Origin of the sequence: Nitrosomonas sp. (genome assembly GCF_043753625.1) — a bacterium.
Classification (GTDB): Bacteria; Pseudomonadota; Gammaproteobacteria; order Burkholderiales; family Nitrosomonadaceae; genus Nitrosomonas.
The window spans coordinates 1-23,560 of the sequence record NZ_JAYUWI010000005.1 but is presented as its reverse complement, the minus strand read 5'-3'; the positions used below and the strand labels follow the sequence as shown (position 1 = coordinate 23,560).

The 23,560-nt window shown below is 43.9% G+C and carries 23 protein-coding genes; 12 read left to right on the top strand and 11 right to left on the bottom strand.

Going from position 1 to position 23,560, the window contains the following annotated elements:
• Positions 1-353 precede the first annotated feature (353 nt).
• Positions 354-4,106 (top strand): ATP-binding protein, encoded by a 3,753-nt coding sequence (locus tag ACH10T_RS00415; protein WP_394807373.1) that lies wholly within the window; start codon positions 354-356, stop codon positions 4,104-4,106.
• A 43-nt stretch (positions 4,107-4,149) separates the two neighbouring features.
• On the opposite strand, the gene ACH10T_RS00410 is transcribed toward ACH10T_RS00415, so the two are convergent.
• From ACH10T_RS00410 to ACH10T_RS00385, 6 genes are all read right to left on the bottom strand, one after another.
• Positions 4,150-5,385, bottom strand: coding sequence for an EAL domain-containing protein (locus tag ACH10T_RS00410; RefSeq protein WP_394807372.1), 1,236 nt, complete (start codon positions 5,383-5,385; stop codon positions 4,150-4,152).
• 339 nt (positions 5,386-5,724) lie between these two features.
• Entirely contained in the window at positions 5,725-6,294 is a 570-nt protein-coding gene (locus tag ACH10T_RS00405; protein WP_394807371.1) for a hypothetical protein, read from the bottom strand.
• Positions 6,295-6,302: 8 nt separating this feature from the next.
• Positions 6,303-6,815, bottom strand: coding sequence for a hypothetical protein (locus ACH10T_RS00400; protein WP_394807370.1), 513 nt, complete (start codon positions 6,813-6,815; stop codon positions 6,303-6,305).
• Between the two features lie 365 nt (positions 6,816-7,180).
• Entirely contained in the window at positions 7,181-7,822 is a 642-nt protein-coding gene (locus tag ACH10T_RS00395; protein ID WP_394807369.1) for a GNAT family N-acetyltransferase, read from the bottom strand.
• A gap of 80 nt (positions 7,823-7,902) precedes the next feature.
• Positions 7,903-8,481: a tetratricopeptide repeat protein gene (locus tag ACH10T_RS00390; RefSeq protein ID WP_394807368.1), complete on the bottom strand. Its 579-nt coding sequence runs from the start codon at positions 8,479-8,481 to the stop codon at positions 7,903-7,905.
• 231 nt (positions 8,482-8,712) lie between these two features.
• Positions 8,713-10,230: an Ig-like domain-containing protein gene (locus ACH10T_RS00385; RefSeq protein WP_394807367.1), complete on the bottom strand. Its 1,518-nt coding sequence runs from the start codon at positions 10,228-10,230 to the stop codon at positions 8,713-8,715.
• Positions 10,231-10,522: 292 nt separating this feature from the next.
• On the opposite strand from ACH10T_RS00385, the gene ACH10T_RS00380 reads away from it, so the two are divergent.
• From ACH10T_RS00380 to ACH10T_RS00370, 3 genes are read left to right on the top strand one after another with little or no spacing between them, the layout of a single operon-like run.
• Positions 10,523-11,119, top strand: a complete 597-nt coding sequence (locus ACH10T_RS00380; RefSeq protein ID WP_394807366.1) for a TetR family transcriptional regulator C-terminal domain-containing protein — start codon at positions 10,523-10,525, stop codon at positions 11,117-11,119.
• 58 nt (positions 11,120-11,177) lie between these two features.
• Positions 11,178-11,456: a DUF4242 domain-containing protein gene (locus ACH10T_RS00375; protein WP_394807365.1), complete on the top strand. Its 279-nt coding sequence runs from the start codon at positions 11,178-11,180 to the stop codon at positions 11,454-11,456.
• Between the two features lie 54 nt (positions 11,457-11,510).
• A complete protein-coding gene (locus ACH10T_RS00370; protein WP_394807364.1) occupies positions 11,511-13,259 on the top strand; it encodes a hypothetical protein in 1,749 nt (582 codons plus the stop codon).
• Positions 13,260-13,310: 51 nt separating this feature from the next.
• On the opposite strand, the gene ACH10T_RS00365 is transcribed toward ACH10T_RS00370, so the two are convergent.
• Both ACH10T_RS00365 and ACH10T_RS00360 read right to left on the bottom strand, forming a co-directional pair.
• On the bottom strand, positions 13,311-14,231 hold the full coding sequence (locus tag ACH10T_RS00365) for an ABC transporter ATP-binding protein (protein WP_394807363.1): 921 nt from the start codon (positions 14,229-14,231) through the stop codon (positions 13,311-13,313).
• Complete coding sequence (locus tag ACH10T_RS00360; protein ID WP_394807362.1) at positions 14,228-15,049, bottom strand: ABC transporter permease subunit; 822 nt, start codon at positions 15,047-15,049, stop codon at positions 14,228-14,230. Before ACH10T_RS00360 ends, ACH10T_RS00365 begins: the two co-directional genes overlap by 4 nt.
• Positions 15,050-15,284: 235 nt before the next feature.
• Between ACH10T_RS00360 and ACH10T_RS00355 the strand changes: the two genes are divergently transcribed.
• Positions 15,285-15,797, top strand: coding sequence for a DUF1993 family protein (locus ACH10T_RS00355; protein WP_394807361.1), 513 nt, complete (start codon positions 15,285-15,287; stop codon positions 15,795-15,797).
• Between the two features lie 62 nt (positions 15,798-15,859).
• Positions 15,860-16,222 carry a hypothetical protein gene (locus ACH10T_RS00350; protein WP_394807360.1) on the top strand — a complete coding sequence of 121 codons (363 nt, stop codon included), beginning with the start codon at positions 15,860-15,862 and terminating at the stop codon, positions 16,220-16,222.
• A 48-nt stretch (positions 16,223-16,270) separates the two neighbouring features.
• Here the strand turns inward: ACH10T_RS00350 and ACH10T_RS00345 are convergent, their stop codons facing one another.
• On the bottom strand, positions 16,271-16,960 hold the full coding sequence (locus ACH10T_RS00345; protein ID WP_394807359.1) for a VIT family protein: 690 nt from the start codon (positions 16,958-16,960) through the stop codon (positions 16,271-16,273).
• A gap of 284 nt (positions 16,961-17,244) precedes the next feature.
• Here ACH10T_RS00345 and ACH10T_RS00340 point away from each other — a divergent pair, with 284 nt between their 5' ends.
• The 5 genes from ACH10T_RS00340 (at position 17,245) to ACH10T_RS00320 (ending at position 21,024) form a co-directional block, all read left to right on the top strand.
• Entirely contained in the window at positions 17,245-17,946 is a 702-nt protein-coding gene (locus ACH10T_RS00340) for a carbonic anhydrase (RefSeq protein ID WP_394807358.1), read from the top strand.
• Between the two features lie 195 nt (positions 17,947-18,141).
• Positions 18,142-18,468, top strand: coding sequence for a DedA family protein (locus tag ACH10T_RS00335; RefSeq protein ID WP_394807357.1), 327 nt, complete (start codon positions 18,142-18,144; stop codon positions 18,466-18,468).
• 247 nt (positions 18,469-18,715) lie between these two features.
• The gene (locus ACH10T_RS00330; protein WP_394807356.1) at positions 18,716-19,588 is read left to right on the top strand and encodes a DUF2806 domain-containing protein; all 873 of its coding nucleotides are present in this window, start codon (positions 18,716-18,718) and stop codon (positions 19,586-19,588) included.
• Positions 19,589-19,871: 283 nt separating this feature from the next.
• Positions 19,872-20,423, top strand: a complete 552-nt coding sequence (locus ACH10T_RS00325; protein ID WP_394807355.1) for an acyloxyacyl hydrolase — start codon at positions 19,872-19,874, stop codon at positions 20,421-20,423.
• A 217-nt stretch (positions 20,424-20,640) separates the two neighbouring features.
• Positions 20,641-21,024: a VOC family protein gene (locus ACH10T_RS00320; protein ID WP_394807354.1), complete on the top strand. Its 384-nt coding sequence runs from the start codon at positions 20,641-20,643 to the stop codon at positions 21,022-21,024.
• Positions 21,025-21,192: 168 nt separating this feature from the next.
• Here ACH10T_RS00320 and ACH10T_RS00315 read toward each other — a convergent pair whose 3' ends face one another.
• Positions 21,193-22,365 carry a type III PLP-dependent enzyme gene (locus tag ACH10T_RS00315; protein WP_394807353.1) on the bottom strand — a complete coding sequence of 391 codons (1,173 nt, stop codon included), beginning with the start codon at positions 22,363-22,365 and terminating at the stop codon, positions 21,193-21,195.
• Positions 22,366-22,545: 180 nt separating this feature from the next.
• A complete protein-coding gene (gene smbP, locus ACH10T_RS00310) occupies positions 22,546-22,878 on the bottom strand; it encodes a small metal-binding protein SmbP (protein ID WP_394807352.1) in 333 nt (110 codons plus the stop codon).
• A 418-nt stretch (positions 22,879-23,296) separates the two neighbouring features.
• Between smbP and ACH10T_RS00305 the strand changes: the two genes are divergently transcribed.
• Positions 23,297-23,500 (top strand): hypothetical protein, encoded by a 204-nt coding sequence (locus ACH10T_RS00305; protein WP_394807351.1) that lies wholly within the window; start codon positions 23,297-23,299, stop codon positions 23,498-23,500.
• Positions 23,501-23,560 lie beyond the last annotated feature (60 nt).

Genomic DNA, 23,560 nt, shown 5'->3' with positions numbered 1-23,560 from the left:
ATGTTCTCATAAAATTATTTTGAACAATACCTTTTCCAGGAGAAAGTACACTTTTTTCCCCTTCCTGCAATATTACTGTCGCTATTTCTAACAAATCGGATTAGGCTCGTAATTTAAAAGGCTATCTTGACTGTCGCTAATGTGTTGCAGAAGTAATTGTGGCTGGATCAACGGCACAATATTCAATAAGATTAGTATAGAGAAAAGTGTAAGTAGAGCTGTTACTCTAGTTAAAATAGCTTTTACAAAGAATGGGATTTTTAACCTGATTTCTAGGAACCGCTAAAGAAGGCGTGCCTGGTACAAGTTAATACGTTAGCAAACTCAGTTGCAGTTATTGCAAGGAGATACTGATGAAATTTACTTCGCTGACACAGCGTTTTGCTGTTTGGTTTACATTGGTTTCCTTATTGCCCATATTGGTCATCGGCAATAGTCTGTTGCATACCTTTAAAAAGGAAATTAAGAATTCGGCTATTCGAAATGTTTCTGCAATTGCCGATAAAAAAATTGAGCAGATCGACAGTTACCTGCAGGAACGTTTACTCGATTCAAGTTTAATCCGTGACGCCATCACAACCCATGAAGCCATTATTGAATTTTCCAGAATCTTTGAACAAAGTGGAATAGAATCAGATGACTACCAGCAGATAGATGCCAGTTACCGTGAGAATTTCAGACGATTTGTTGAGGATGCGAAATATTACGATCTGTTCCTGATTTCTACCAATGGTACGATCATCTATTCCCAAACGCATGAGTCTGATTTTGCAACTAATTTATTCACAGGACCCTATCGCGATACAGGGTTAGGCAAAGTAACTCGCCATGCCTTGGATAATTTAGAAAGCAGCATTTCTGACTTTGAACAATACGCACCTTCAAAAGATGCAATTGCTGCATTCGTGGCGACTCCAATTATATTAAATGGAGAAATTAAAGGTGTCATCGCCCTGCAAATCTATAGTCAACGTGTATTTGCCGTACTATCGAATAACATTGGACTTGGAGATAGTGGCGAAACGGTTGTGGCACGTCTCGAAGATGATCAAACTGCCTTGGTGATGGCTCCCTTGAAATATGATCCTGAAGCTGCATTAAAACGCAAAATTCCTCTTAACACCCCCCCTTATTCGGAAGCCATGCAGAAAGCTCTGAAGGGTGATTCTGGAGGGGCGCTGACGGTTGATTATCGTGGCAAGGAAGTAGTTGCGGCATGGCGTTACCTGCCTCGCATGAAGTGGGGTATCGTAGTACAGATCGATGTGGATGAAGCATTTTCTTCTGTGTACAAAATGCATTATGTCGGCTTAATGATCCTGGTTCTGACATTACTTGCCGCTCTATTGGGCGCTATTCTGTTTAATCGTCGTGTTGTAGATCCTTTAAAAAATTTGAATCGAAGCGCTTTGGAAATCTCGGCAAGTAATTTACATCAACGTGTTACGATCGAAGGCTGGGATGAAATGCGGCAGCTGGCGCATACTTTTAACAATATGGTGGAACGACTGAGTGCTAGCAACCAGGAACGAAATACAGCCGAAGAAAATCTGCTGCAACTGAATCAAGAATTAGAGCATAGAGTGGCCACACGCACCGCCGATTTGCAACGTGCGAATGTGTCTTTGGCTATTAAAGAAGAAGAAATGCGCTCTGTCGTTGAGCACATGGTGGATTGCGTGGTGACTACTGATGAAAAGGGCGTGATTCTTTCCACCAATCCGGTGATGGAAAAACTATTTGGTTATAGTCATGATGAAATGATCGGACAAAATGTGTCCATCATTGTGCCCGAACCGGATCGTAGTAAACATGATGGTTATATGGAAAATTATTGTCGTACTGGGCATGGTCAGGAATATGTCGGGCGTCCTTATTTGCCGAACTTGCATAGTCATAGTATTGGTCTCGGCCGTGAAGTTGAAGGCATCCGCAAGGATGGTGAACATATTGAGTTATATCTGGCAGTCAGTGAATATTTTGTTGGAGGAAAACGGAATTTTACCGGTGTGATGCGTGATATTCGTGAGCATGCGCGCATGATGAAAGACTTAAAGCAGGCCAGAATTGATGCTGAGCAGGCAAGCAGGGCCAAATCTGCTTTTCTTGCCGCCATGAGTCACGAGATTCGCACGCCTATGAATGGTGTGATTGGCATGATTGATGTACTGCGGCAAACCAGTTTAAGTGGCTATCAAATGGAAATGGCCAATTTGATACGGGATTCTGCTTATGCTCTGCTTTCCATTATTGAAGACATCCTTGATTTCTCTAAAATTGAAGCAGGCAAGCTGGAAATAGAAAAAATTCCTATGCGCTTAGCCAGTGTTGTGGAGAATGCTTGCGGCATGCTGGGACACCTGGCGCTCACGAAGGGAGTGGAATTGACTTTGTTTATTGATCCGGTAATCCCAGAGAATGTATTGGGTGATCCATTACGACTTCGTCAGGTACTGGTTAATATTATCAATAACGCGATCAAGTTTTCCAATAATCAGGAGAAATCGGGTAAGGTCTCAGTAAGAGTATTACTGACCGAATCGAATCCTGATCAAGTAGTGATTACATTTCAGATAATCGATAATGGCATCGGTATGGATAAAGAAACGCAAGACAAACTCTTTAAATCCTTCTCACAAGGTGATCCTTCAACGACGCGGCGCTTTGGAGGGACTGGACTTGGATTGGCGATTTCTCATCATTTGGCGGAATTGATGGATGCAGAAATAACGGTACAAAGCGAACCTCAGCAAGGTTCCACATTTATCATACAAATGCCATTTAAGCCATTGCCCGCGATAACCGTCACGGACAGCAAGATCGATGATCTCAGCGGTTTGACTTGCCTGATACTGGGTGACGACAATGGTATGAGTGATGATATGGCCATTTATTTGAAAAGTGCCGGAGCGATTGTTGAACAAGTATCCGATCTGAATACCGTCCGTCAACGTATTCAAAGTTTAGCGCCTGGCTTGTGGCTTGTTGTCATTGATGCTGGACAACAAACACCCTCTATTGAGGATTTGCGTGCTGCATTTACTGCTCGTTCAAGTGCAATAAAAAGTACTGCAAAGATTGGATCTGATGCGTTGCAGTCTGATATTGAGCCGCGGTTTATCGTTATCAAGCGTGGTCGCCGCCGGCAAGCGCGGATTGAGGATATCGATATTGTCACACTGGATGGTGATGTGATGTATCGTCAATCCTTGCTTCGGGCGCTGACCATTGCTGCTGGAAGAACAGAAGTAAGCGTGGAAAGTGCGCCACCAAACAATCTGCTTAAATCGGGACCTGCGCCTGTTTCGCGCGAAGAAGCGCTGCGGCAAGGCAAGCTGATATTGGTGGCGGAAGATAACGATATCAATCAGAAAGTGATTCGACAACAGCTTAACCTGCTCGGTTATGCGGGTGATATCGCAAATGATGGGCGTGAAGCATTGAAGCGTTTGCAAGACTGTAATTACGCTCTGTTACTGACAGACTTGCATATGCCAGAAATGGATGGTTTCGAGTTGACAAAAGCAATTCGTTCCGGGGAAACAAGCAAAAAACATATTCCCATTGTCGCGTTGACTGCGAATGCGCTGAAAGATGAAAGAGAGAACTGTCTGAACGCTGGGATGGATGATTATTTGAGCAAACCAGTACAGCTTGAAGACTTGCGCTTGACCTTGGAAAAATATCTAGCCAGCAGTAAACCGGCAGAAGAGTCAAAGTCAGCTTCTCAGCTTTCGGTATCAATGAATGAAGCTGACTCAATTGTTGCTCCGGTTAATGTTCATGTTCTGGAAGAATTAATAGGCAATGATCCGGAAATGATCAAAGAAATGCTGTTGGATTTTCGCGCTAGTTCAGAAAAAATAGCTACAGAACTGCATGATACTTACCAAGCCGGTCAATTTGCTGCTGTCGGCTTACTTGCTCATAAGCTCAAATCATCAGCGCGCTCTATTGGCGCGATTGCATTGGGTGAGTTGTGTGCAGAAATGGAACAAGCGGGTAAAAAGAATGACGCGGAAGCGCTGGCTGTATTACTGTCATTATTTGATGCGCAGTTAATGAGCGTCAAAACCTATCTGGATGCTTTTTCTGAGAAAGAATGAAAATAATTCTGGATATCAGTGTATCTTGTATAAAACGGGGTAACTAAGATGTTGCAGAAACAACAATCAGACCATCGCGAACTCTGCTTTGCCATTCTTCCACCCAACGTGAAAAATCGGTGGGTAGTAATGGAACTGAAACAAAATTTCCTTGCGCATAATCACAGCCTGTTTGCCGCAAGAGTTCCCAGTCGTTGCGATCTTCAACCCCTTCCGCCACTACTTCCATACCAAGTTGTTTGGCCATCGATAAACTGGCGTCATAGATGGCGCGCAGCGTGTCATCCATCCATGCGCGATGAACAAATCCCTGATCAATTTTGAGTTCACTAAAAGGAATATCGCGTAATTGGGCCATTGATGAATGCCCGGTACCAAAATCATCAATCGACAAATGAAATCGTTTGAGACGTAACCGAGTCAAAATTTCTAGCGGAATCCGTGTATCAGACCCCATTAATTGACTTTCTGTGACTTCTAGTGTAATTTTCTGTGGTGGCAGGCCGTTCTCGGTAACCAGCTTCACCACGAAATCCTGAAAATCCAATGATGCCAGATTATCCATTGAAACATTAATCGCGACGCGTAATATCTGTCCACTCTGATGCCATATTTTTGCCTGAGCCAGTGCTTGCTTCAGAACCAGGCCTGTCAAGTCATTAATCAGACCATGTTGTTCTGCAATATGGATAAACCGGTCCGGCAGTATCAGACCATCTTCCGGATGGTGCCAGCGTACCAGTGTTTCTACGCCGATCACATCACCGGTGGTCACGGATACTTTAGGTTGATAATAATTTACTAATTCATGATTTAAAATGGCAGATTGAATCTCTGTTGCACCATAAATTTTCTTGCTCGCTTGTTTTTGAGTGGTTGCAGAATAGGGTTCCCATTTTTGCAATAATTCTGATAGCTTTTCTGGTTTAACTGGTTTATGCAGATAGCCGAGCATTGGAATTTTATGCGCATGAACCAGTCTCTCAGCGGTTTTTAGCATACGCTCATCTTCACCGCTCACTAATACAAGGTTGCCGTGATAGTTCCGATCCACCAGGAAACGCACAAACTCAATCCCATCCATATCCGGCATATTCAGATCAAGCAGAATTAAATCCGGGCAAGTATCGGCATGATCAATTCTTTTGAGTGCGTCTCGTCCATTGTCGCATGCACTGACAGTGGTATAACCTTGCTTGGCGAGCATCCGTGTTAGGAGCTTGAGCATAAATGTGTCGTCATCAAGGATCAGTACCTTAATTTTGGATGCGATCTGCATGGCTTGCTTATTCTTCGAGTATTAAAGTAGGAGAAAGAAAAGTGTATGATTCTTAATGCTATGAATCATACACTGTGTTTCTACTATGATGTAGTGATTGCTCGATTCCAATATGTAAGCAGAACTTGATAGTAGCATTGCTGGGATGGGCGACAGTATGGCTGAGCGGCTGGATAATAAATTCAATGTTTATTATTTCTGAATAAGAAGCCGATGCCAAGCAGCGGGTTGGATTAGGGTCTCTGTGTTTTATGGCGCAGCGCCGTACAACATTTGATCAGAATCCTTTCTTTGAAAAATACAAAGTGTAAGATAGTTTTCTATCTCGGTTTTTCATTTTCAATCATCAATCAATAGATGCCCAAAAATAGCAAAAACTCCAATGGCAATACCGGTGACAAACTGTGCATGCACTAAATGTGAAAATTTCTTCATCTCATCGGGTGTGTAGCGCCAAGTTAAGAATAACCCGAAAAGTCCCTGCCAGATAACCAGAACCAATAAAGCTGGAAAGAAAAGAATATGACTATAACGAGAGAACCCCATCAGCGAAATATGTAGCAAGATAGCAGCAATGGCTGCGATGCCGAAATAAATGTGCGTGCGGTTCATCCAGGTTAACAGACGATTCAATCGGGATGAATCAATTGGGGAGGTATAGTCCGGGAGCAGGCGCTGTGCCAATTTTCCTTGTCCCAGCAGCAGTTTCAGCAAGGTACGGAAATAAATAAATACCAACATCGCCAAACCGATTTTTCCAAAACCTTCACCCATCTCGGTGAGAAATGTCTCCCGTTCTTCAGGAATCGGGTGAACTGAGTACGCATAAATAAAATACACCAATGAAAGCAGTGCGATCACAAAGGTATAAATTAGAATATTTCTGATATTTTTAAGTGATTGCTGCATGGTATTGATCAGTGCGATTGATGGCCTATGACTTTAATGATTTTCCATTCAAAATCATGAATATGAACATCTTCGTCGGCAAGCGGCATAGATAAAGCGCCTTTCGATAAAGGGGGTAGATTTAGATTAATTTGATGTATTTTTGGGTCATGCGACATGTTTGCATGCATGTCCATGTGATGATGTCCGTGGATGGGTGTCATGCTGACAATTAATTGTGTCAAATGGTAATTTTCATTGCCATTGTAGATAGTGCCACTAAAAATCCCCCAGCCGAATCCGGCGTCAATTTTCAGCTTCTGGATTGCCTCATCCGGTAGCTCAATCAACTTGGATTGATGTTTGCGACATGTACTTTCGTTCTTATCGGATTGTTTTGAATTGGATTGATGAACGCAGGGACCTGTATTCGACAGAGATTGATCGGCGCTAGTACTTTGCGATACCAGAAGTAATGCCAGTAATGTTTCTGCGCAAATAAGCTTGAATAATTTTGAATGTTTAGTAGTTATCTTAGCCATCCGGTGCCTTTTAATGAATATCAATGTCTTAGAGAGAGTAGTCGAGCTTGTGGCGCTATTGATCGCTACAGTTGATTTTCCAATCGATTATTTTCTCTAGTTAATTAGGATTGTTGATTCTTGTTCGGGGACCTTTTCCCGTCGTTGAATTCACCAATGGGATCATTATTGTTAAGAGTCTACCAAAAAAGAAACAGTCTCGTAAGGTAATACTGCTAGGCTGAACAATTTGTTACGCCACCGTAACAAGGTTTGATTTGGTATTTATTGAGTTAGAATTACTGAGATAAATTTCGCAATCAATGGGTGGCAAGCACCATGTTGGAGTGACCATATTTATCCAACAGAATAGTTGTTTAGATATATTACAAACTTAATGAGCGAGTGATGTCACGTCCTAATAAACGCAGTGATAATTTAGGTATCCGCTTGTTGTTACGAAAATCACTCAGTATCATCCCATTCCCATAAAGATCCAAAGATTTTTCACCGATTGGTTCCATAATCTGTTCGCGTAGATAGCTTTCTTGAACAAATCCTAATGCCAAACTATTTTTCTGCGCAAAGGCGTTATCGTTGTACACAATAGTAGTCAGTTTATTCAAGCCAACCCGATTGAAAGCATAATCGAGTACCAGAAAGGTTGCCTCTAAACCATAGCTTTTATTTTGGTGTGCAGGATTTGGAAAACCAATCAGGAACTCAGCGCGCCGGTGATGGAATTGGATTTCGACAAGATTAGCAATACCGACGGGTTGATCAGTCGCTTTCTTGAATATAATCCAATCAACCGATTTCAATTGATAGGGATGCTTTGCATCCGCTTCGCCTAATTTTATTGCCAGATCTTCAAGGCGCTGATGACGTGGTATATACTGATTATATTGTGTCATGAAAGTGTTATTTTTATAACACTGATGTAGGTATTCGGCATCGTCTTCGCTGTAGCGGCGAAGAGTGAGTTTCTCTCCATGCAATGGTTTAATCCAAGCCGGATCAATCTCCAAGTAATTCTGCGTTGCTTGATGAAAATCAGGGCGGAGCTGAATTGCGCAATGGAAATGCCTTCTCGCTTCATCAAGTCTACCTAAGCTCTTGAGTGCTCGCCCGAGATATTGTGTGCTTCCGGATATTTTTCTTGCAATTTGAGTGCCTGGCGATAACAAATGACCGCATCTTCTGCCTGATTGAGTTTCTGCAGAGCATTTCCCAGATTATTCAAAGCATGAGCGTAAGTTGGATGAATCTCAAGTGCTGTTCGAAAACTGGTGACTGCTTCTTCCAATCGATTTTGCGACAAAAAAATATTGCCCATAATATTATGCGCTTCAGCACGGTTTGCATCGAGTGCCAGTGATCGATGGCAATAAAATATTGCTTCTTCGATACAATCTTGTTCCCATAATGCATTGCCGTAGTTATTGTAAAAATCAGCACGTGAAGGATCTCTGTCAATTGCTTTAGAAAAATTATTATTTGCCGCCTGATAACGCCTCGTTTGCGCATAGATAATAGCAAGCAAATGAAAAGCATCCGGAAGATTAGGAGCGACAGTACAAACCTGCAGGCAATACTTCTCTGCTTCCTGAAGCTTTCCAGCTTGATGGCATTGAACAGCAGATTGCAACAGGGCAGACAATGTAATGCCAGTAATAGGCTTCGTCATCTCCACTTCCATTTAGCGTTGCAAATTTAAGTTGTAGTGAGAATCTTAATATACAAACTATTTGTATCAATAGTATCCAGAATTTACATTCAAATTATATTGCGGCTAAAAAAACGAAATTAAGCAGGAGCATCTCGGACAGGCATAACAGAAGGTCCTGTTGATTGTTTTATGGGATACGTACAGCATAGAATCTTTCAGGAGCCTATCAATTTAGAATTTAAGTAATTTTTAAATATTGATCCATATTAGATCTTCGAATGTAGGGCCGCTAGTATGATTTTCTGTAGTGAAATTTAATGTAGTTTCATCGTAAATGCCATCATAAGGGTTCCCTTCCGTATCCATAATGACACCACTGTCCATCTGAATACTGTACGTGGTATTTGGAATCAACTCTTCTAGCGGATTGATGCTGACCGTACGATGTGAATCATCGGCATAGATGACTTGATTGGGATCACTAATGCTTATGCTACGTATGTCGGATTCATTGTAGATAATAATATTACCATTACCCGCAACTATTTCTTTAAAAAAAAATAAAGAAATATTGTTATCAATTCCGATGAGCGATTCGTCCGATGGATCGCTCCCTATCAGGAGTGGTTTAGAGCCCAAGGTTGTGAGGTTAAGAGTGTCACTGTTTGCATACGCGTTACCTGATGCATCTGTAATAACTTCACTGCCCATCTGGATACTATAGGTGGTGTTAGGGATCAAATCTGCTGTCGGATTGATAGTAACGGTATTGCCAGTTTTACTGTTACTAAACGTAACTTGATTTGTATCATTAATGGCTACAGTGCGTGTATCCGAATCGTTGGAGATGACAATATCACCGCTGCCAACTGCCACTTCTTCATCAAAGTATAATACGATATTGTCATCAATCTTTAAGGTTGAATCATCTTGTGGATTGCTCCATACCAGAAGTGGATTAGAAGCAACGGGTGTGTAGTTAAGTGGAGTAGCAGCGCTGGTACCTGCATAGGAATTGCCGTCTGTATCCCTGATGATGTCATTGGCAATCTGAACACTGTACGTGGTATTAGGGATCAACCCTTCTAGCGGATCGATGCTTACCACGCGATGCGAATCATCGGCATAGGTAACTTGACTGGCATCATTGATAGCGATAGCGCACGTATCCGAACCATTGGAAATGATAATATTACCGCTACCCGGTACCACCTCTTCATCAAAGTATAGTTTAAAAGTGTCATCAATTTTGAACTCCTGAGGGCCAAATAGCACAGAGGAGCTGCCCCATGAGTTCCAAGTCAGTAGCGGATTGGAAGCGATGGTCATGTAATTGAGTGTGGTTTGATCGCTGATACCAGAAAATGGATTTCCTGCTGTATCTATAACAACACCACTGGCCATCGTAACATTGTACTGGGTGTTAGGAATCAAGTCCGTTGTTGGGTTGATCGTTACTGCACGATACTCTTCGTTGAACATAACCTGGCTGGCATCATTGACAGCGATAGTACGCGTGTCCGAACCATTAGAGATGATAATATCACCGCTACCCGCCACCACCGCTTCATCAAAGTACAATACAAGAGCATCATCAATTTTAATGACTTCTTTTGTCAAGCTGTAATTCGAGAAAAATTGACCATTCCATGCATAAGCATCAACAAGCATTGGCGTTGTGTTGTCAGCTTGATAAGTTGAATTGATTATATTTTCAACATTAATTCTTTCGCCGGACTCCTGATTATTCTCTGTTACTACACTCATGTTGCTGATCTCCTTATTCTTTATAACAATAATCTTTAGTTGATATAAAAAATACATACCTCAAAAGATAAATATTCTTTTTCGACGAAGATAATGGATTAGCTATCTGCGTAGAAGGTATCAGAATTTCTAGTGCTTCCAAATCAAAAGAAGAAGTATTATTACTCGTTTTATTATCCGGTAATTCTGTGTAGCGGACTTAAAGTCAGGATCAGCAGGAGATTTCGAAATTATTCGTGCAGTGCTCATAAAATATCTTGCTATTTAAGACAACCGGTCGTATTATAAAAATATGTCAAAATCAGCCAAAAAAGAATTCAATAGAGAGAGCCTGTTAAACCAAGGTGTTACTTTATTCATGGGACAAGGTTACCATGGCACTGGGCTGCAAGAAATCTTGGATGCAGTAAATGTTCCGAAGGGTTCTTTTTATAATTATTTTGGTAGCAAAGAGGACTTTGGTGCCGATGTCATTCAGCACTACATTGATCCGTTTATTACACAACTAACAAGATACTTGGATAGCTCTGGCACTGATGCTCTCGGTGCAATCAGATGTTATTTTGATGAACTCATTGAAGAGCTTGAGAAGAATGAATTTAAAGGTGGTTGCCTCTTAGGTAATCTGATGGGAGAAATAGGTGATACCAGCGCAGTTTGTCAGGAATCCCTGCAATCCGCGGTCAAGCGCTACCGGAATCTATTACAACTTGGAATAGCTAAGGCGCAGCAAGAAGGGACGGTAAGGCTGGATAAATCCGCTGAAGAAATGGCTGATCTGTTGCTGAATACCTGGCAAGGCGCTTTACTGCGAATGAAGATAGAAAAATCATCCGCTCCGGTTAAACAGTGTTGCCGGAATTTATTAGACGATTATTTCAGACCTTAATTTTTTTACTGAATAGAAATACGACTGGTCATATTTAATTAACTCTATAGGAGGTGAAATGCCGAAATATATAATAGAACGTGAGATTCTCGGAGCGGGTTCACTGACACCGCAAGATTTACAAGCCATTTCTCAGAAATCATGTAATGTGTTGAGCAATATGGGTTCAAGAATCCAATGGCTGGAGAGCTACGTGACGGATGACAAAGTCTATTGCATCTACATTGCACCCGACGAAGCGACTATCAAAGCACATGCCGAACAAGGCGGATTTCCCGCCCAGCGTATTTCTCGAATCAAATCTGTGATTGATCCAACCACTGCCGAGCAGAATTAGAGAATTTCTTTCGGTTATAAAAAATCATGTACTGTTATCAAGGGAGTAATATTCATGCAATCCTACACTGCTATTCGTTCCACGATTTTAATCCTGACGCTGGTTGTTGCAAGTACCCTCGAATCATATGCCGGATCTGAAGCAATAACAGCAACTCAAAAACAGCAGGCTTCTACCGGGCATAGCGGTGGCCATAAGCATTATATGGAATCCGAGATGGCGAATAAGCCAAGCCCGGATGGTCAGCTTGCACCCAGGTTGCATAATTTAGGTACGCACACATTTCCCGTCAGCACCCGCAGCCCGTTAGCACAGCAATACATCAATCAGGGACTCAATCTTGCGTACGCATTTAACCATGCCGAGGCACGCCGGTCGTTCCGTGAGGCGGCGCGGCTGGATCCCGGGCTTGCGATGGCTTATTGGGGGCAAGCACTGGTGCTTGGTCCCAACATCAACGCGATGATGGAACCGAACGAAGAGCCACAGGCTTTGGAGATAGTGCAACAGGCCAAATCACTGATGGCGAATGCATCGCCGAGGGAACAAGCACTTATCAGCGCGCTCGGGAAGCGTTACTCGGGACAGCCTGGGCAAAGGAAGGCGAATAATAAGGCTTACGCGGAGGCAATGCGGGCAGTGCATCAGCGTTTCCCGGATGATGCGGATATTGCGATGCTGTATGTGGAATCCATGATGGATCTGCGACCTTGGGGCTACTGGATGCTGGATGGTCAGCCGTATGAGGGAACAGCCGAAATCGTTGCGCTTACCGAAGAAGTGTTGCGGCGCAATCCAAAACATCCGGGTGCGCTGCATATGTACATTCACCTCATAGAACCAACCAGTACGCCTGAGCGAGCAGAGCAAGCAGCCGATACATTATTGACGTTGATGCCCGCAGCGGGACACTTGATACACATGTCATCGCATATTTATCAGCGCGTAGGCCGGTATGCCGATTCAATGAAGAGTAATCAGCTTGCAATCGCGGCGGATGAAAATTACATCACGCAGTGCCATGCGCAAGGCTTATATCCGATGGTGTACTATCCGCACAACATTCATTTTCTTTGGTTTGCAGCTACTGTGGATGGTCAAAGCAAGATTGCCATCCAATCTGCACGCGAAGTTGCCAGTAAGATTGATGATGAAGTGCTGAAAACAATACCGTTGACAGCAGTCTTCCGTGTCACTCCTTATTGGGTGCTTGCGAGGTTTGGTCACTGGCAGGAAATTCTTGTAGAACCTGCACCTCCATCGACCAATCTATTTTTAACAGGAAGCTGGCACTATGTGCGTGGCCTCGCATTTGTCGCAACAGAACAATTGCAACAAGCCGAGCAAGAACTGGTATCGCTACGCAAAATCATGAATGATCCATTGCTGGACGGTCCGCTTCTTTCGAAAAATACCACGAAAACGGTACTGAGTGCTGCACCTGAAGTACTCGCTGGCGAGATTGCTGCAGCCCGCGGACAGTTCGATCAGGCCATTACACATCTTGAGAAAGCGGTTCGCCTGGAAGATGCGCTAGTATATACAGAACCGCTGGAATTTCACTTGCCGCCACGGCTGGCACTGGGCGCTATTCTGCTGAAATCAGGTCGGCCAGACGAAGCTGAGACAGTGTATTGGGAAGATCTGCGAAGGAATCGTAACAACGGATGGGCGCTTTACGGATTGATGCAAGCTTTACGTGCGCAGAAGAAAGATGATCAGGCAAGGGTCATTGCAACGCGGTTTGAACAAGCCTGGGCGCGTGCCGACGTGAAATTGAGCGCTTCCCGCTTCGGGCGCTAGTGGAAGTAAAACGCTGTAAATAAGGATCTCAGTGCGAATTTATTAGAAATGCTATGAATTTCTTGAGAAAAGCTTTTCTTCCAACGTCTTGCCATGGCTTAACTGCCGATATTGCCAGTGATTGGTTTGAATACAATGCATGAGTTGCAGATCCATACCGGGCTGCAGCTCAGGGTTGTATTCCACGATAAATTCATTTTTTTGCGGATTGGTGATCTGTAAGACACCTTCTAAAACGATGAGTTTGGCAATTACCTCCGCCGCCGGACAATTTTCCATTTGCAGGGTAATAAATCGGGAAGCAGTTTGTTGCTGGTTAGCGCTTACTTTCTCAGTCTGCAAAGTGCCGTTTTCCAGCAGTAAAATTTGCTGGCACAGCCGGTCAAGTTCGGCCAAGTCATGGGAACTGATTACGAAGGTTGTGGTTGACGATAGTTCTGCAATGATTGATCGCACGGCTCGGACATTCATTGGATCAAGTCCTGCGGTGGGTTCATCGAGTAAGACCAGCGCCGGTTTACCGATCAACGCTTGCGCGATCGCCACCCGTTTAGCCATGCCATGACTGAGCGCCAGCGGTTTTTCATGCGCGACATCTTTGAGTGCAAATATCTCTAACACCCGGCTGGCTTCCAGGTTTGCCTGTTGGGAAGTGAATCCCTGTAAACGCGCATAAAAAACCAACTGCTCTGCTAGGGTAAAACTCGGATCTAGCCGGGCATCCTGGGGCAGTGCCGAGATTTTGCCAATGAGTTGTGCTGACCCAGGTGGGTGACCAAACACCCGAACAGTGCCGGAAGCAGGGTGTAGGAAACCAGACAAAATACTCAGTAAAGTGGTTTTTCCGGCACCATTCGGACCGACCAAACCGATAGGCTCACCCGCATCCAGTTCAAAACTGACCTGATTAAGTGCGACTTTGCCAGAATAAATGTGGCTAAGCTGTTGGCACTGAATAATTGGCGAACTCACAGTGCCTGCCTCGCCATAATCCAACGCCCCAAGATTAGCAAGATCAGGCTTTGCAGGAGGGGAATATAAGCCAATGACAGCGTGCGCCATCCGGACAGTTGCGCCATATCAGATAATTGATAGCCGGGGATCAGGCATTTAAGAAAAGCCAGTACGGGGAGATAATCAGCTAAATTGCTGATAATCCCGGCCAGAAACATCCAGATCAGAATAGCCCAGAGGGTGGCTTGCCGGGCAGATTTAACCTTGGCGGATAAAGCGGCCATCATGGCTGTGAAGGGTAGAACGACCAAGATTAAATTAACGATTAAGATGGGCAAGTCCGGTATTGCAAAAGAAAGAAGCGATGGATCACGGGTCAGGGTCAACCCCAAGGTGCTGAAGGCGGCGGCACTAATCCACAGTGCCTGAATCACCATAGCGCCTATAAACCGGCCAAAGAATACACTGTTGCGGCTGCTGCGTATGACAATGAAACGTAACGTGCCACGTTCACGATCGGAACAAGTTTGGTCGGCTGCAAGCATGATGCTCAACATCGGGGAGATCATGAGTGCAAAATGCCAAAATACGCCGAATTCAGGAATAGGCCAATGCTGGATTGAGCCAAAGCCAATCACATCAAAGATACTGAGTTCTGCCTGCAATCCCTTTTCCTGCACCAACAACTCAGCGGCAAATCGAAGCGGATAAAGCAGAATAAAATACCAAATGACCGCAAAGGTCACTAAAGACAGTATGCCTTTCCGGGTCGCAAAACCTCTCTTGAGTTCAAACGCGCAGATGAGTAAGAGATGATTGAAGAAAGCTGGTTGCATTGTTGAATATTCAGAAATAGTCTAAGCGTTTACCTTGACCGGAGAATTCGGAGCATTTTACCTCGAATACACACACCAGCCGAATTTAAACTAGAAAAAGCACTTCTCCAGAGCGAGTAGAATCTATCCGCCTTGGCGGTAGGTACGTATTGTCCGTACTAAACCATGCTTTTTCATGAGATACTTAATTCCAATATATGACAAATCACTACCATCAATTTACCGAGGAAAATCTATGAGTACTCCCTATATGTACACAACATCCGTACCCGTTTTCAAACAGCTACTGAATAGCTTAAGCGCCATTTTGAACAAGGCTGAAGCCTACGCCGCCGAGAAAAAATTTGAACCGGCAGTATTACTGAACACTCGACTGTATCCGGATATGTTTTCGTTGATCCGCCAAGTGCAAGTTGCCGCCGATTTTGCCAAGAGTGTATCAGCGCGGCTGGCAGGTGTTGAGGTGCCAGTGTATGAAGACAACGAACAGACCTTCGCCGATTTACAGGCACGAATTAGCAAAACCTTATCGTTTATCGAAAGCCTGACACCGGCGCAATTTGAAGGCAGCGAAACGCGTGAAATCGTGTTACGCCCAGGTACTCCGAAAGAGAAGAAGCTGGTTGGCCACAACTACCTGATCAACTATGGGTTACCGCAATTTTTCTTCCACGTTACCACTGCCTATGCGATTTTACGATCCAATGGTCTGGAAGTCGGCAAAGGCGATTTTATGGGTAGTTTTTAGGTTCTGTTGTAATTATTTGTTGATGTCGAACAGACAAATGCCAATTATCTGAAATTACCGCCATGAAAACCGTCAACGCGGAACAAGCTGCAGAATCAATCTTTGAGCTTCTCAAAGCAAACCCGTGGTTGAATACACCTGGAGCAATGACGGAGAATGATTATCACGCGAAAGACGAGGCCATTTTGTTTTTACAGCGGATGGCGATTCATGGCGTAAATGGCTTTGGTGATACCAGCGAACCAGCGCAGCGGGTAGCAAGCGGGTTTCTGCTGGACTTTATGGGCAAGCTGATGCAGTCTGAGCATCCTTTAAATAAAAAGACCTGGCTTGTTGATGACTCGAAACCAATGGCTGACCAGGCTTTGCAGATCATCGCTGCCGAACTCGTTGAAAATCACCATCAGCCTCAAGCGATGCATTGATAGTCTGTCTTCGGGATGGAATGATTAATTCCTGATTTCGACACCTGATCAAACAGCCACACCAAATAATCTGCCTACTGCCGCAGTTAAACCCATTGCAAGCGCGCCCCAGAATGTAACGCGGATCGCACCGATAGACATTGTCGCTCCTCCCGCACGTGCGGCAAGGCCGCCTAAAATAGCCAAAAAAACGAGTGACGATACCGCAACAGCTGGCATCAGTTGCATGCCCGGAAAATTCCATGCAATCAATAATGGCAGCGCAGCGCCAATCGTGAATGTACCCGCAGAGAAAAGTGCAGCCTGAATGGGGCGGGCTCTCACATTTTCAGCTAAACCTAATTCATCTCTTGCGTGTGCTCCCAATGCATCATGTGCCATTAGTTGCTCCGCCACTTGTTTGGCTAGATTTGGATCCAATCCTCGTTTTTCATAAATATTGGCAAGTTCTTTCAGCTCAAATTCGAAGTCATTTTTTAATGATTCTTTCTCAAGTTCGAGATCTGCTTTTTCTGTATCGGATTGAGAGCTAACCGATACGTATTCACCGGCAGCCATAGACATCGCACCCGCAACCAGGCCAGCAACACCAGCAATCAGAATATCTGCATGCAAGGCCTGAGCCGATGCCACACCGATAATAAGACTTGCTGTTGAAACGATCCCATCATTGGCCCCGAGAACAGCTGCGCGTAACCAGCCGATGCGATGTGATCGATGTATTTCATGGCGACTCATAATACTTCCCTCCGGTATTTCCAAGTGTATTCTTAGATACAGCGTTCTTAACCATTTTTCTTTGTTTACAGAACTGGCAACTAAAAAGCAAGAATAGAGTAACTTGATTTCAATTTCATAGTACTGCGTTGATATCGGTTAATATTTGAAGGTGTCAATGATTTTGAATGCTGTTAGTATGAAACGATATCGATTTATACTTCTTAATAGTGACAGTGCAAGATTATCCAGTCATCGAGAAACCCTCAATAACGGTTTATTTTAACCAGTGGAGAGTGAATGAAATGCAGAAATTTAGTTTCGTTGTTTTAATAGCCTTCTTGCTTAATACCGCCAGCTTGATGGCTGAATCTCCAGCGTCAATCAACAAAAGCGAGAAAGACCAGGTTAGAGAAATTGTTCGTCATGTTCTGGAATCCAATGAGAAATTCGTTAATGGCTTACCGCCGGAGTACTTCGCTCATTTTATTCACGGGCAAAAGCCTATGGCCACCATGGTAACCTGTGCCGATTCCCGTTTGCATACACATGCGCTGGATATTCATCCTGATGGAGATCTTTTTCTGGTTCGTAACATTGGCAATCAGGTTTCAACAGCTGAAGGGTCGATTGAATATGGCATCCGTCATCTGCATACCCCAGTATTATTTATTATAGGGCATTCCTCTTGCGGCGCGGTTGAAGCGGCAATGTCTAAACCGGCGCATCTTGAACCATCCATTTGGCGTGAATTAGATACAATCAATGTGGTTGGTCATAAATCGGATGATCCTGCAGAAGTTAAAGCAAGTGTTGAATCAAACGTGAATCATCAGGTTTCGTCCGCCTTAAAGAAATATGCAACAGAAGTCAAAGCAGGGCATTTGACTATTATTGGCGGTGTTTATGACTTTCGCAATGACTATTCTCAAGGCAGTGGCCGCCTTGTCATGATTAATGTTAATGGTGAAACAGATCCGGCAGAAATTCGGAAGAACACCAAATAGGGAAGCTGTTGAAATGCCGCGCCACCCGTCATTTTCCTGCAACTGTAATGAATACCGGCAGCAAATAAAATGCTCGCATTGGAAGTGTTGTGAATTTAGAAGAAATAGTCACACATTATGGCTATATCGGCATCCTGGTAGGCGCCTTTCTTGAAGGTGAAACCATATTGGTGATTGCGGGATTTTTAGCGCATCGTGGTTACTTTAGCGGGCGACCAACTGTATTTTTACATTGGCCGTATCAAAGGCAAGGAATTCATTGATAGCAAGCCGGGCTGGAAATCAGAAACCGATCGCGTGTTCAGACTGCTTGATAAATACCATACCTTATTTATATTAGGATTTCGTTTTCTGTATGGTATTCGAGCAGTCGCGCCATTTGTTCTAGGCGCCAGCGGGATCTCCCCAATTCGTTATCTTGCGCTCAACCTATGCGGGGCACTGATCTGGGTAATCGTGATAGGAATGCTGGGATATTATTTCGGCCACGCAATTGAAATTCTGCTGGGTGAAATAAAGTAGTATGAAGAATGGATTATTATTGGTCTGCTGGTAGTGGGTGCTACGGGGTGGGTTTTGTATAAATGAGAACGCTGTTTTTGGGACGGCGTTGGATGTTATTTGAGCTATTAATGAACAGTGGGAATCGAGTATTGGTCTATTTGATATATCATTACATTCGTTTATCTCTGCTTTCATCACATTTTCATGTGTTTAAGTAAGCTATGTGCTTAATAAAAGTTAAGTTTAAATTCGATAAGGACTTATAGTGTCAGAAGGAAATTCTCTAGTTAATCTTGGTGATATTTCGAGGCCGGTTACCATATTAATCGAAAAAGTATCGAATGCCGTTGGAGTTTTGTACGAGCCACGCAGGATTAAGAAGCGGGCTGAAGCAGAGGCTGAAGCTGATAAGATAAAGGTATTAGCTTCTATAGAATTAAACGAAATTCAACAAAGAGCTATAGATCGATTCGTACAGCAAGAGGCGAGAAAACAAGAAAACATTGAGTCAATTACAGCCCAAGCCGCAGGCTCACTGGGAGAAGATGCAAAAGTAGAAGATCTTGAAGAAGATTGGGTGGCTCATTTTTTCAAACAATGTGACACTGTATCAGACAAAGAAATGCAGTCGTTATGGTCTCGCTTGCTATCAGGTGAAGCAACAAGACCTGGTACTTTCTCAAAGCGAACAGTCGATTTTGTGGCATCAATGGATAAAAAGGACGCTCAACTATTCACTGAGTTTTGTCAGTTTTGCTGGTTCGCTAATGATTTTATGCCATTGGTTCTAGATATAAATGATGATGTTTTTAAAAAAAATGGCATTAACTTCAGCTCTCTGAAACACCTTGACGCTATTGGTCTTATTTCGTTTGAGTCTGTTTCAGGATATCGCAAATTTGGATTCGGAAAGTGTGCACAACTTCTTTATTTTGATACTCTTACTCAAATAGAATTTAATAAAGATATTGATAATGAGATTAAAACAGGTAAGGCGCTACTTACCCAAACAGGCAAGGAATTAGCCCTGATATGTGGTGCACAGAGAAATAATGAATTTTATGAATACATTATTGATAAATGGTACAAGCAAGGTTTTGTACTATCAACTACGCTACCTATTGATCCGGCAGGGTGAAGTTTGGGGTCCAGCAGTCCGGTAGGGCGCAATTGTTATTGCGCCGGATGGTAATCTGGGTGTAATGCGCTTTGCTTATTGACACCCTACATCATTGATGAATGAACAATCATTAAGCGTTCTGTGCTTAAGCGGGTTGTTTTATCACAGATTAAGCTGGAATACCCAATTCTTGATGAAGTTTTCAGGTCATTTTTTGCTCGTGCCTCGTGCTGTTTAAAACTTTGAATTTTTAGAGGTACCCATAAAGTAATCATCAGGATCTTAACGGGAGGGTCTGATCATGCGTACACAGATTAAACTATTGGTTTGTTGCTTGGGTTGTGTGATTTCATCCGCTGCAGACGCGGATGAACGGAAGGCATCCGCTTGGCTGCACGAGGTTAAGTTCGGCGTGCTTCACCATGACACGGGGGATTTGTGGAGTGGCTTCCGTCGCGAGAGTGGCGTTGATCTGAATCTGGAAGGTATTTTTTCGCCACATATTAAATTTTTGGGTGGAACCGTTCGCCCCGCTTTGGGTGGATCGGTAAATACCAATGGTGATACGTCCAAGCTTTACTCCGGCCTTCGCTGGCAATATGAGCACGCGAGCGGTATGTTTTTTGGTATTGGTTTGGGTGGAGCGATTCATGACGGCAAACTCCATCTTCAGCACAATGACCGCAAAGCGCTCGGATCACGAGTGCTGTTTCACATTCCGGTCGAAATCGGCTATCGCCTCACTGCCAAAAGCTCATTATCCGTGTACTTTGATCACGTCTCGAATGCCTATCTCGCGAGTTCCAATGAAGGCATGGATACCTTGGGTGGACGTTTCGGTTACCGATTTTAGTCCAGTAGGGCGCAATTATTATTGCGCCGGATGGTAATCTTGGTGTAATGCGCTTCGCTTATTGACACCCTACATCATGGATGAATGAGCGTTCATTAAGCGTTATGTGCTTGAGTGGGGTGTTTTATCAAGTAATTCAGCGTATCTCTGAATCTTTGAGAGATTTTTTGAGAAATCTCTTTGATTCTTAATCAATGTTTTGTCGAAGGAAAAGTTTATGGCTATAACACTGAATCACACGATTGTGCCTTGCTTTAATAATGTTGAGTCTGCTAAATTCTATTGCAAATTATTTGGTTTTGAATATGTCGGCGAGTTTTCACGTTTCATCGTAATCCGTGTAAATGATACGTTGTGCTTGGATTTTGATAGTAGGGATAAGTTTGAGTCCAATCACTATGCATTCAAAGTTTCCGAGCAGGAATTTGACGAAATATTCGAACGCTTACAAACTGAGAATATTAAATATGGCAGCGGACCCAGTGAGGTTGATAATATGATTATCAATCACAACTATGGCGGACGCGGGGTTTATTTTCGTGACTTGAACGGGCATTTGCTGGAGTTGCTGACAGTTGACTATGTTATACCTACCCACTAACCTTAATCAGCACTGCGGTCATTTAGGGAATCTCTGAATAATTGTCATTTCGAGCATGGCGAGAAATCTATGCTATTGATCCTCGAAGATTCCTCACTACGTTCGGAATGACAAAGGCGGGTTAAGAGACTCCTTAGAAAACATTCGTTTCCGCGTTAACAGTCTGTGTTAAATGTAGTAATCCTTCAGCGGCGGAAAGCCGTTGAATTCCACCGAGCTGTATGTCGTCGTGTAAGCGCCAGTCGACAGCCAATATAGTCGATCGCCGGTTGCGAGATTTAACGGTAACCCGTACTTATAGTTCTCGTACATGATATCTGCGCTGTCGCACGTCGGCCCGGCGATGATCGCGTTCTCGAGCTCGCCGTTTTTCTCGGTGTAGATCGGATATTTGATCGATTCGTCAAGCGTCTCGATCAACCCGGTGAACTTTCCGACATCGGTGTATACCCATCGATGCAATGCCGTGCGTGATTTACGCGCGATCAGCACGACTTCGCTCACAAGTACGCCGGCATTCGAGACCAACGAACGGCCAGGCTCGATGATAATTTCCGGCATGTCATCCATGAAATCTTCATGCAGGAATCGAGTAATCTCCTCGGCGTAGATCGCAAGTTCGTTCGTGCGGTGCAAATAGTTGGCCGGAAATCCGCCGCCCATGTTGATCATCTTCAGTTTGATGCGGTCTTCTTCCCACAAGCGATTGAAGATCACTTTTACTTTGCCGAGTGCCGCGTCCCAAGCGCCGATTTCACGCTGTTGCGAGCCGACGTGGAACGATACGCCGTATGGTTCGAGACCGAGATCGCGCGCGAGGATCAGCAGATCCATAGCCATGTCACTCTCGCAGCCGAACTTGCGCGATAGCGGCCAATCGGCGGTCAATGTGCCTTCTGTCAGGATGCGAGCGTAGATGCGCGCACCGGGTGCAGCCTTAGCAATGTTGCGCAAATCCGCCTCGGAATCGGTCGCGAACATGCGCACACCCTTCTGGTAGAAGGTGCGGATGTCCTTGGCTTTCTTGATGGTATTGCCGAAGCTGATTCGATCGGGCGTGACGCCGAGTGCGAGCACCTTATCAAGTTCGTACGTCGACGCGATGTCAAAGCACGCACCCTTGTCTCTGAGCAGTTTCAGGACTTGCGGTGCCGGATTGGCTTTGACCGCGTAATAGGTGCGCGCGTACGGAAAATGCCGCAACATATCATCGTATTGGCGATCGATCGTCGTGAGATCAACAACCAGGAACGGCGTTTCGTGCGTGTCGGAGAAGGCTTTAATTCGCCCCCAGGTGGTCTCATCGAAATAATCGTTAACTGTAACCGCTGTGTCGGACATTGGCTGATGGATTCTCCAAGTAAGGTGTTCGGGGATATGGGTACAGCGCGGAGATCTTACAGGGTATCTGGCTGTTATTGCAATTGGAAATTCTGGTTATTTTAAGGATTAGGGGTATAAGAATATAAAAAACAGTGGATTGTTATCCACTGTTTTTTTATAGTATCGGAGCTTGTTGGATTATTTTGCAGCTTGTTTAAAATGATTCACAGCATCTGTCGCTTCTTTCTTAGCCACATCTAAATTTCCATCATTACCTGCTTTAATCGCGCTATCTAAACACTTAATTCCTTCATCCACGTGCTTGGCATCGGTTTTATCGTTTTTGGCGGCTTTCGCATGGGTCTTAGCCTCTTGTGCATGTTTGGCTAGCGTTTTTCCATCGGCTGATGTGACCGCAGCCTCAGCGTGCTGAATTGCTTCATCTAAATGGCTTTGCTCCGCAACTGCGCTAAATGAGAAAAGGGCCATGATTAGAATGCTTACATAGATGATAATAGTTTTCTTGTTCATATATTACTCCAGTAATGTTTAATTTAAATGATGATCAGAACAGTGAATAATGTTTCCAATCGCCATTTATATGTATATATGCGGAAGCACGACCAGTCTGTTCGATAACGAACATTGAGAATATTTGCGTAGCATGCTGTCCCTTGCGCCAGTCGGTCGCGAGACTTAAGAGCGTTGAAAACACTAAGCTGTTAACGTCAGTTTAAAAATGATCAGAAAAAGCTGTTAGTATCGGTTGAAATTTGACCAGTTCATTCACTATCTTGCCTAATTTTTAGGCGGGAATAAACGAGGGGGTGTTATGGTTATGTATGTAAAGATTCGACGGATATTTTTCTGTGAATATCTATTTGCCTGGTCAATTTTCAACCGGCGTAGGTGGTTAGTTTAAACCTGGCGCTAACAAAAGAATGTCCAAATGACGCTAATTCATTCATCTAAATTTTGGTTAGCTGCATTTTATGCAGGAATGGCCGCAGGGATATTCTCGACCGTTGCACAGATACTGCTTTGGTGGTTATTCTGGGATGCGCTGCCTTCTATTTTGTATCGGGATGCGCATTTTGCGGCAGCGATCATAATGGGTAAAGTGGACCCCGCAGTCAAGACAATAATAGATTGAATTTAAGAGGGCACCCTATTCATGCAGCGGAACGGCGCTGCCCCGATTTTTTGTTTTTAT

Coding starts and splice junctions, on each gene's coding strand:
- ACH10T_RS00315 (WP_394807353.1), bottom strand. CDS start 22,365: ATGTCCGACACAGCGGTTACAGTTAACGATTATTTCGATGAGACCACC.
- ACH10T_RS00350 (WP_394807360.1), top strand. CDS start 15,860: ATGAAAACCGTCAACGCGGAACAAGCTGCAGAATCAATCTTTGAGCTT.
- ACH10T_RS00390 (WP_394807368.1), bottom strand. CDS start 8,481: ATGACGAAGCCTATTACTGGCATTACATTGTCTGCCCTGTTGCAATCT.
- ACH10T_RS00345 (WP_394807359.1), bottom strand. CDS start 16,960: ATGAGTCGCCATGAAATACATCGATCACATCGCATCGGCTGGTTACGC.
- ACH10T_RS00360 (WP_394807362.1), bottom strand. CDS start 15,049: ATGCAACCAGCTTTCTTCAATCATCTCTTACTCATCTGCGCGTTTGAA.
- ACH10T_RS00385 (WP_394807367.1), bottom strand. CDS start 10,230: ATGAGTGTAGTAACAGAGAATAATCAGGAGTCCGGCGAAAGAATTAAT.
- ACH10T_RS00375 (WP_394807365.1), top strand. CDS start 11,178: ATGCCGAAATATATAATAGAACGTGAGATTCTCGGAGCGGGTTCACTG.
- ACH10T_RS00355 (WP_394807361.1), top strand. CDS start 15,285: ATGAGTACTCCCTATATGTACACAACATCCGTACCCGTTTTCAAACAG.
- ACH10T_RS00410 (WP_394807372.1), bottom strand. CDS start 5,385: ATGCAGATCGCATCCAAAATTAAGGTACTGATCCTTGATGACGACACA.
- ACH10T_RS00415 (WP_394807373.1), top strand. CDS start 354: ATGAAATTTACTTCGCTGACACAGCGTTTTGCTGTTTGGTTTACATTG.
- ACH10T_RS00370 (WP_394807364.1), top strand. CDS start 11,511: ATGCAATCCTACACTGCTATTCGTTCCACGATTTTAATCCTGACGCTG.
- ACH10T_RS00305 (WP_394807351.1), top strand. CDS start 23,297: ATGACGCTAATTCATTCATCTAAATTTTGGTTAGCTGCATTTTATGCA.
- ACH10T_RS00405 (WP_394807371.1), bottom strand. CDS start 6,294: ATGCAGCAATCACTTAAAAATATCAGAAATATTCTAATTTATACCTTT.
- ACH10T_RS00400 (WP_394807370.1), bottom strand. CDS start 6,815: ATGGCTAAGATAACTACTAAACATTCAAAATTATTCAAGCTTATTTGC.
- ACH10T_RS00340 (WP_394807358.1), top strand. CDS start 17,245: ATGCAGAAATTTAGTTTCGTTGTTTTAATAGCCTTCTTGCTTAATACC.
- ACH10T_RS00325 (WP_394807355.1), top strand. CDS start 19,872: ATGCGTACACAGATTAAACTATTGGTTTGTTGCTTGGGTTGTGTGATT.
- ACH10T_RS00380 (WP_394807366.1), top strand. CDS start 10,523: ATGTCAAAATCAGCCAAAAAAGAATTCAATAGAGAGAGCCTGTTAAAC.
- smbP (WP_394807352.1), bottom strand. CDS start 22,878: ATGAACAAGAAAACTATTATCATCTATGTAAGCATTCTAATCATGGCC.
- ACH10T_RS00320 (WP_394807354.1), top strand. CDS start 20,641: ATGGCTATAACACTGAATCACACGATTGTGCCTTGCTTTAATAATGTT.